The sequence below is a fragment of the Streptomyces viridosporus genome (assembly GCF_002078235.1).
Lineage (GTDB): Bacteria > Actinomycetota > Actinomycetes > Streptomycetales > Streptomycetaceae > Streptomyces > Streptomyces viridosporus.
This window is the reverse complement of record NZ_MSGP01000059.1, coordinates 1-8,712: the sequence shown is the minus strand read 5'-3', so window position 1 is coordinate 8,712 and position 8,712 is coordinate 1. Positions and strand designations below refer to the sequence as shown.

6 protein-coding genes are annotated in these 8,712 nt (G+C 67.0%); 5 read left to right on the top strand and 1 reads right to left on the bottom strand.

Annotation, left to right across the window (positions count from 1 at the left end):
* Positions 1–1,813, bottom strand: a 1,813-nt coding sequence (gene typA, locus B7L92_RS04350) for a translational GTPase TypA (RefSeq protein WP_081236162.1), incomplete at its 3' end; no start/stop codon positions are given.
* A gap of 492 nt (positions 1,814–2,305) precedes the next feature.
* On the opposite strand from typA, the gene B7L92_RS04345 reads away from it, so the two are divergent.
* The 5 genes from B7L92_RS04345 (at position 2,306) to B7L92_RS04325 (ending at position 8,536) form a co-directional block, all read left to right on the top strand.
* On the top strand, positions 2,306–3,346 hold the full coding sequence (locus B7L92_RS04345) for an ABC transporter permease (protein WP_081236161.1): 1,041 nt from the start codon (positions 2,306–2,308) through the stop codon (positions 3,344–3,346).
* Between the two features lie 101 nt (positions 3,347–3,447).
* A complete protein-coding gene (locus tag B7L92_RS04340) occupies positions 3,448–5,250 on the top strand; it encodes an ABC transporter substrate-binding protein (RefSeq protein WP_081236160.1) in 1,803 nt (600 codons plus the stop codon).
* Between the two features lie 104 nt (positions 5,251–5,354).
* Positions 5,355–6,332, top strand: coding sequence for an ABC transporter permease (locus tag B7L92_RS04335; RefSeq protein WP_081236159.1), 978 nt, complete (start codon positions 5,355–5,357; stop codon positions 6,330–6,332).
* Between the two features lie 10 nt (positions 6,333–6,342).
* The gene (locus B7L92_RS04330) at positions 6,343–7,404 is read left to right on the top strand and encodes an ABC transporter ATP-binding protein (RefSeq protein ID WP_081236158.1); all 1,062 of its coding nucleotides are present in this window, start codon (positions 6,343–6,345) and stop codon (positions 7,402–7,404) included.
* 13 nt (positions 7,405–7,417) lie between these two features.
* Positions 7,418–8,536, top strand: coding sequence for an ABC transporter ATP-binding protein (locus B7L92_RS04325; RefSeq protein WP_081236157.1), 1,119 nt, complete (start codon positions 7,418–7,420; stop codon positions 8,534–8,536).
* The last annotated feature ends 176 nt before the right edge of the window (positions 8,537–8,712 follow it).

Sequence of the window (8,712 nt, the reverse complement as noted above, 5' to 3'; positions counted from 1 at the left end):
CGCGGCAGAACTCCAGGGACTGCTCCAGCGACAGCTTGCGCGGCGGCACGATCGACTCGGTCACGTCGGCCGTGGACGACCGCATGTTGGTGAGCTTCTTCTCCTTGGTGATGTTGACGTCCATGTCGTCGGAGCGGGAGTTCTCGCCGACGATCATGCCCTCGTACACCTCGGTGCCCGGCTCGACGAACAGCACGCCGCGCTCCTGGAGGTTGGTCATCGCGAACGCGGTGACGGCACCGGCGCGGTCGGCGACCAGGGAGCCGTTGCTGCGGGTCGTGAGCGTCCCGAACCAGGGCTCGTGCCCCTCGTGGATGGAGTGGGCGATGCCCGTGCCGCGGGTCTGGGTCAGGAACTCCGTGCGGAAGCCGATCAGACCGCGGGAGGGCACCACGAACTCCATGCGCACCCAGCCCGAGCCGTGGTTGGACATGTTGTCCATGCGGCCCTTGCGGACGCCCATGAGCTGGGTGACCGCGCCCATGTGCTCCTCGGGGACGTCGATGGTCATGCGCTCGACCGGCTCGTGGACCTTGCCGTCGACCTCCTTGGTGACCACCTGCGGCTTGCCGATGGTGAGCTCGAAGCCCTCGCGGCGCATCTGCTCCACCAGGATGGCCAGCGCCAGCTCGCCGCGGCCCTGCACCTCCCAGGCGTCGGGGCGCTCGGTCTCCAGGACGCGCAGCGAGACGTTGCCGATCAGCTCGCGGTCCAGGCGGTCCTTGACCTGGCGGGCGGTGACCTTGCGGTCCTTCACGGCCGCCTTGTTGTCGGCGCCCTTGCCGGAGCCGCCGCGGCCGACCAGCGGGGAGGTGTTGGTGCCGATGGTCATGGAGATCGCGGGCTCGTCGACCGTGATCAGCGGCAGCGGGACCGGGTTCTCCGGGTCGGCCAGGGTCTCGCCGATCATGATGTCCGGGATGCCGGCGACGGCGCAGATGTCACCGGGGCCGGCCTTCTCGGCGGGCTTGCGGGTGAGCGCTTCGGTCATCATCAGCTCGGAGATGCGCACGTTCTGCACGGAGCCGTCGCGCTTCATCCAGGCGACCGTCTGGCCCTTCTTCAGCTCGCCCTGGTGGACGCGGAGCAGGGCGATCCGGCCGAGGAAGTTGTCCGCGTCGAGGTTGGTGACGTGGGCCTGGAGCGGGGCCTCCTCGTCGTAGGTGGGGGCCGGGATGTGCTGCAGGATCGTGGAGAAGAACGGCTCCAGGCTGGTGGAGTCCGTCGGGACCGTGCCGTCGGCCGGCTTGGTCAGCGAGGCGATGCCGTCGCGGCCGCAGGCGTAGACGATCGGGAACTCGATCTGCTCCTCGTCGGCGTCCAGGTCGAGGAAGAGGTCGTAGGCCTCGTTGACGACCTCGTCGATCCGGGCGTCCGGCCGGTCCGTCTTGTTGATGCACAGGATGATCGGCAGCCGGGCCTGCAGCGCCTTGCGCAGCACGAAGCGGGTCTGCGGCAGCGGGCCCTCGGAGGAGTCCACCAGCAGCACCACCCCGTCGACCATCGACAGGGCGCGCTCTACCTCGCCGCCGAAGTCGGCGTGGCCGGGGGTGTCGATGATGTTGATGGTGACCGGGTCCCCGCCGTCCTTGGGGTGGTACTTCACCGCCGTGTTCTTGGCGAGGATCGTGATGCCCTTCTCACGCTCCAGGTCGTTCGAGTCCATCATGCGTTCGTCGACCTGGTCGAGCTGGTGGGCGGCGAAGGCGCCGGCCTGCTTGAGCATGCCGTCGACGATGGTGGTCTTGCCGTGATCGACGTGGGCGACGATGGCGACGTTGCGGATGTCGTGACGCGTAACAGACGGAGCCATATAAGGCGTACTCCCGGAGGTGGTGAAGGATGCCCTGCGCAGACGTCTTCGGTGCGCGGACGCTGCCGGGCTGAACACGCCACGGCCTCACCCCATGGTACGGGGCCGTCACCGTCGTCGCTTTCGCACGCCGACGGGCCGGATCGTCCCCCCGGCCCGCCCGGGGTGGCGGCCGGTGCTTCCGTGCTGTCCGTGAGGCTTCTGGGAAACGCCATGTCCCGTTCGGATATCGGTGATCGCTCGAACGGGTTTCGGACATGTAAACCAAAAAAACGAGACATATGCCCGAATTGTCGAATTCAGTCGAGAGGTGTCAAGCGCGCGCAGATGTCAATCTTTGCAATTTTTGCTCAAAAAATCGATGGTAGGGAGATCCCTATGTCTTACGCCCTTGACGCGCGTTGATGCTCTTGGCGAAAGTTCCCCCAAACCACAGAACCTGCCGGTATCTGTGCTGCGCTCAACTCTCCAACCCCCCGGGGGACGAACACGATGACCAGTCCAACTAAGGCCGAGGACTCCGGGTCCGCGGCTGTCTTGGACCCCGAGCTCGCGGTGGCCGTCGAAGCCGCCAAGGGTGAGAAGCAGCCCGAGGGCCGCTCCCCCGGCCAGTTGATGTGGCAGCGCTTCAAGCGCGACCGTACCGGAGTCGTCTCCGCGTGCGTGGTGATTTTCTTCTTCGTGGTGTCCGCGCTTGCACCCGTCATCGCCAAGCTGTACGGCAAGGACCCCTACACGCTGTACGCCCAGGAGCCGGACTACCCGTTCCTCCTGGACGACTTCGCCATGCCGACCGGTTCCTTCGGCGGCATGTCGGGCGAGTTCTGGTTCGGTGTCGAGCCCAAGCTCGGCCGTGACGTGTTCACCATGCTGCTGTACGGCATGCGGACCTCGCTGTACATGGCCGTGATCGTCACGTTGCTCAGCGTGATCACGGGTGTGATCATCGGCATGGTCGGCGGCTACTTCGGCGGCCGGGTCGACTACTGGCTCGGCCGGGTGACGGACTTCTTCCTGGGCTTCCCCCAGCAGCTGTTCTTCATCGCCTTCATGCCCGTGGTGACCGCGATGTTCGTCGACCCGCAGGACGAGACCCCCACCTACCTGCGGGCCGTGGCGATCATCCTGGTGATGTGGTTCCTCGGCTGGATGGGCCTGTCCCGCCTGGTGCGCAGCTCCGTGCTGTCGCTGAGGGACAGGGAGTTCGTGGAGGCGGCCAAGGTGTCCGGCGCCTCTCCCACGCGCATCGTGCGCAAGGAGATCCTGCCGAACATCGTCACCCCGATCCTGGTGCAGGCCACCTACATCCTCCCGAGCACGATCCTCACCATCGCCTTCCTCTCGTTCATCGGTGTCGGCTTCGTGGAGCCGACCCCGGACTGGGGCCGCATGTTCAAGGTCGGCACCGAGGTGTACGAGCAGGACCCGATGTTCCTGCTCTTCCCGGGCGCGGCGCTGGTGATCTTCGTTCTCGCCTTCAACCTTCTCGGAGACTCCGTCCGGGACGCATTCGACCCCAAGACCGGACGCTAATCGTCCATTGGTGGGTGGGGGAGCTGCCGCCCCCGTGCCGGGCTACCGGACCGTCAGGCAGCACTCGTGGACAACTAACGACAGGTAGGTGCATCGGCATCATGAAGCCCATCAGAACGCGTACCGCGCGCGCCATCGCCGTGGCCATCGTGGCCGGCTCGCTGGCTCTGACCGGCTGCTCCAGCGACAACGGCGGCGGCAACAAGGGCAAGGACGAGTCCAAGTCCCAGAAGGACGCCGCCGAGCAGCAGGATCCTGTCGCCTACGGTGACGCCGCCGCTTCCACCGGCCCGGCGAAGGAGGTCACCGGGGCCAAGTCCGGCGGTTTCATCAACGTCTACATGCAGTCGGACCTGACCCACATGGACCCGGGTCAGATCTACGTCAGCGACGCCGGCCAGTTCTCCAACCTGATCCACCGCGGCCTGACGAACTTCCAGGAGGACAAGGACGGCAACCTGACGGTCGTCGGTGACATCGCCACCGACTCCGGCCAGTCCTCCGAGGGCGGCAAGGTCTGGACGTACAAGCTCAAGGACGGCGTCAAGGACGAGGACGGCAACGAGATCACCTCGGCCGACGTCCGCCACACCATCGAGCGCCTGTACTCCAAGGTCATCTTCGACGGTCCGACCTTCGTCCAGTCCTGGCTCTCGGGCAACGACTACCGCAAGGCGCTGCCGGACGGCCCCTACAAGGGCAAGCACCTGCCGGACTCCGTCCTGGAGACCCCGGACGACAAGACGGTCGTCTTCAAGTTCAACCAGCCGCGCCCGGACCTCCCGCAGGCCCTGGCCATGGCCGGCTACTCCATCGTGCCCGAGAAGCAGGACACGAAGGAGAAGTACGACAAGGCCCCCAAGGCCCTCGGCCCGTACAAGATCGCCGAGTACAAGCCGGGCAAGTCCATGAAGCTGGTCAAGAACGACCAGTGGGACCCGAAGACGGACGCCGTGCGCCACCAGTACGTGGACGGCTTCAACTTCACCAACACGGTCTCCCAGGCCAGCCAGACCAAGCGCCTGATCTCCGACCAGGGCGAGGCCAAGAACGCCATCCAGTTCACGGACTCGGTGGACCCGGCCCAGATGTCCGACGTGGTCAGCAACCCGGAGACCAAGAAGCGCACCATCCAGGGCTACCAGCCCTACGTGTGGCAGCTCACCTTCAACCTCGACCGGGTGAAGGACAAGAAGGTCCGCGACGCGATCACCTACGCGATCCCGAACCAGTCCATGGTCCAGGCGGACGGCGGCCGCTACGGCGGTGAGGTCGCCGGCGGTCTGCTCGCCCCGACCCTGCCGGGCTTCGACGGGACCTACGACCCGTTCGGCAAGCTGAAGAAGCCCAACGGCGACCCGGAGAAGGCCAAGGCGCTGCTGAAGGAGGCGGGTGTCAAGGAGGGCACGAAGCTCACCTACGCCTACTCCAACACGCCGCGCGGCCAGGCCCAGCAGGTCATCATCAAGGACGCGCTGGAGAAGATCGGCTTCGACGTCCAGGCCAAGGAGATCGACCGGGCCAGCTTCTACGAGCAGGTCGGCAAGCTGGACAATCCGTACGACATCTACATGACCGGCTGGGGCCAGGACTGGCCGTCCCCGTCCACGGTCATCACCCCGGTCTACGACGGTGAGCTGGTCGCCGACGGTGCGTCCAACTACTCGCACATCAACGACAAGCAGGTCAACGACCTGATCAAGAAGGCCCTGACGCAGGAGCCGGAGGAGGCCGCCAAGACCTGGGAGCAGGCCCACCACCGCATCGTGGAGGAGATCAACCCGGCCGCCCCGGTCTACTACTCGAAGCAGATCCAGCTCTACGGATCGAACATCGGTGGTGCCAGGTACAGCAACGAGTCGAGCTACATCAACATCACCGACCTGTACCTGAAGCAGCCGTAACCCGTCAGCTCGGCTGACCGCGGGGGTGTGCGCCAGGCGGAGCACACCCCCGCGGACGGTACCTCCTACCTGCCGCCGCGTTTCGAAGAGAGCATCCACCCGCCATGCTTCAGTTCCTCATCCGCAGGCTGACCGGCGCCGTCGTCATCATGTTCCTGGTCGGCGCCTTCACGTTCTTCCTGTTCTACACGGTTCCTCAGGACTTCGCTGCGCTGTCCTGCGGCAAGAACTGCTCGCCCGAGAACCTCGCGGTGATCCGCGAGAACCTGGGCCTGGACAAGCCCATCACCACCCAGTTCTGGGAGTTCATTACGGGCATCGTGGCCGGCCGCGACTTCCCGCAGGGGCACTGCTCCGCGCCGTGCCTGGGTGTCTCCTTCGACAGCGGCGAGTTCGTCTGGGACTCCATCATCGACCGCTTCCCGCTGACGCTGTCGCTGACCGTCGGCGGTCTGGTGATCTTCCTGATCCTGGGTCTCGGCTCGGGTCTGCTCGCCGCCTGGAAGCGCGGCACGGCGACCGACAAGATCGTCTCCGGTGCCTCGATCGTGCTCAGCTCGTTCCAGATCTACCTGCTCGGCCCGATCGTCCTCGGCCTGCTGGTGTACAGCACGGGCATCATGGAGTTCCCGAAGTACCACAACTTCACCGACAACCCGGGCACCTGGGCCCTGGGCATGCTCATCCCCTGGGTGGTCATGGCCACCATCTTCACCGCCCAGTACACCCGTATGTCCCGCTCGACCATGATCGAGCAACTGCAGGAGGAGCACGTCCGCACCGCGCGCGCCAAGGGCATGAAGCAGCGGTACGTCTTCTTCCGCTACGCCTGGCGCGGCTCGCTGATCCCGATCGTCACGATCCTCGGCATGGACCTCAGCTCCCTGCTGTCCGGCGCGGTGGTCACCGAGTTCACCTTCGACCTGGCCGGCATCGGCCGTCTCGCGGTCGACTCGTCGCTGACGAAGGACCTGCCGGTCACCATGGGCGTCATGCTGTTCGGGGCGTTCTTCATCCTGCTCCTGAACATCCTCGTGGACCTCGTCTACGCGTACATCGACCCGCGCGTGCGGCTCAGCTAGGAGAAACACCGTGACCACACTGACCAAGACCGAAGGCGAGAAGGCCCCGACCGGGCCGGACTCCTTCCTCTCGGTCCGCGACCTGCGGGTGCGGTTCTCCACCGAGGACGGCATCGTCAAGGCGGTCGACGGGCTGTCCTTCGACGTCGAACGCGGCAGGACCCTCGGCATCGTGGGCGAGTCGGGCTCCGGCAAGTCCGTCACCAACCTGACCATCCTCGGGCTGCACAACCCCAAGTCCAGCACCGTGGAGGGCGAGATCCTCCTCGAGGGCAAGGACCTGGTCACCGCGTCCGAGAAGGAGATGGAGAAGCTCCGCGGCAACAAGGTCGCGATGATCTTCCAGGACCCGCTGACGGCGCTCTCGCCGTACTACACGGTGGGCCGGCAGATCGCCGAGCCGTTCATGAAGCACACCGGCGCCTCCAAGAAGGAGGCGCGGGAGCGGGCGATCGAGATGCTGACCAAGGTCGGCATCCCGCAGCCCAAGACCCGGGTGGACGACTACCCGCACCAGTTCTCCGGCGGTATGCGCCAGCGCGCCATGATCGCCATGGCGCTGGTCTGCGACCCCGATCTGCTGATCGCCGACGAGCCCACCACCGCCCTCGACGTGACCGTCCAGGCCCAGATCCTCGACCTGCTCAAGGACCTCCAGCAGGAGTTCGGCTCGGCGATCATCTTCATCACCCACGACCTCGGCGTCATCTCCGACATGGCCGACGACCTGCTGGTGATGTACTCGGGCCGGGCCGTGGAGCGCGGCAGCGTCCGCGAGGTGCTGCGCGAGCCCAGGCACCCCTACACCTGGGGCCTGCTCAGCTCGATGCCGCGCCTGGGCGGCAGCACCTCGCAGCCGCTCACCCCGATCCCCGGATCGCCGCCCAGCCTGCTGAACCCGCCCTCCGGCTGCCCCTTCCACCCCCGCTGCACCTTCACGGGCGAGGTGCCGGGCGACCGCTGCAGCACCGAGCGGCCGCCGCTGGGCGCAGGCCGCGCCGCCGCCTGCCACCTGACGGCGGAGCAGAAGCAGACCATCTTCATCGACAAGATCCAGCCCCGGCTGCGCTAGGGAGATCCGAGACATGAGCGACAACCTCACCCTCCCCGCACAGCAGGGCTCCACCGGCACGTCGACCGAGGCGCTGCTGAAGGTGGAGGGCCTGACCAAGCACTTCCCGATCTACGGCGGCTTTCCGATCAAGCGGAAGGTCGGCGCCGTGCAGGCCGTCGACAACGTCGACCTGACGGTCGGCGTCGGCGAGAGCGTCGGACTGGTGGGTGAGTCGGGCTGCGGCAAGTCGACCACGGGCCGGCTCGTCACCCGGCTCCTGGAGCCGACCGGCGGCAGGATCGAGTACGCGGGTCACGACATCACGCACGCCAAGCGCAAGCAGCTGGCGCCGATCCGGTCCGAGATCCAGATGATCTTCCAGGACCCGTACTCCTCCCTGAACCCGCGACAGACCGTCGGCACCATCATCAAGTCGCCGATGGAGGTCAACGGGATCAACCCGGCGGGCGGCCGGGAGAAGAAGGTCCGCGAGCTGCTCGAGCTCGTCGGCCTCAACCCCGAGCACTACAACCGCTTCCCGCACGAGTTCTCCGGCGGCCAGCGCCAGCGCATCGGCGTCGCCCGGGCGCTGGCGCTCAACCCGAAGCTGATCGTGGCGGACGAGCCGGTCTCCGCGCTCGACGTGTCGATCCAGGCGCAGGTCGTCAACCTGCTGCAGAAGGTCCAGGAAGAGATGGGCATCGCCTTCCTCTTCATCGCCCACGACCTGGCGGTGGTCCGGCACTTCTCGCAGCGGGTGGCCGTGATGTACCTCGGCAAGGTGGTCGAGGTCGGCGACCGGGACTCCATCTACAACCGGCCCCGGCACCCCTACACCCACGCCCTGCTGTCGGCCGTGCCCGAAGTGGCCATGGACGACGAGACGGAGAACCGGGAGCGCATCCGGCTCGCCGGTGACGTGCCCTCGCCGATCTCCCCGCCGTCCGGCTGCCGCTTCCGCACCCGCTGCTGGAAGGCGCAGGACAAGTGCGCCACCGAGGAGCCGCCGCTCGTCCAGATCTCCGGCAACCGCGAGGGCCACCTGACGGCCTGCCACTTCCCGGAGGAGCCGACCACCGAGGCCCGTGACGAGGACGTCGTCCTCGACCCGGCGCTGAAGGCCCTGGAGGACTCCGCCGAGAAGGAGTGACCCCGGAGCCACCCGCGGCTGCCGCCGGCCCCCGAGCGGGGCGGACGGCAGCCGCTGCTCGTCCGGGGCCCTCGAGGACCCTCCGGGAGGGCTTCCGGGGGCTTCCGGGGGCTCCCGGGTGCCGTCCGGGAGGGCTCCAGGGGGCTCCCGAGGACCCCCCGGGGACTCCCGGGGGA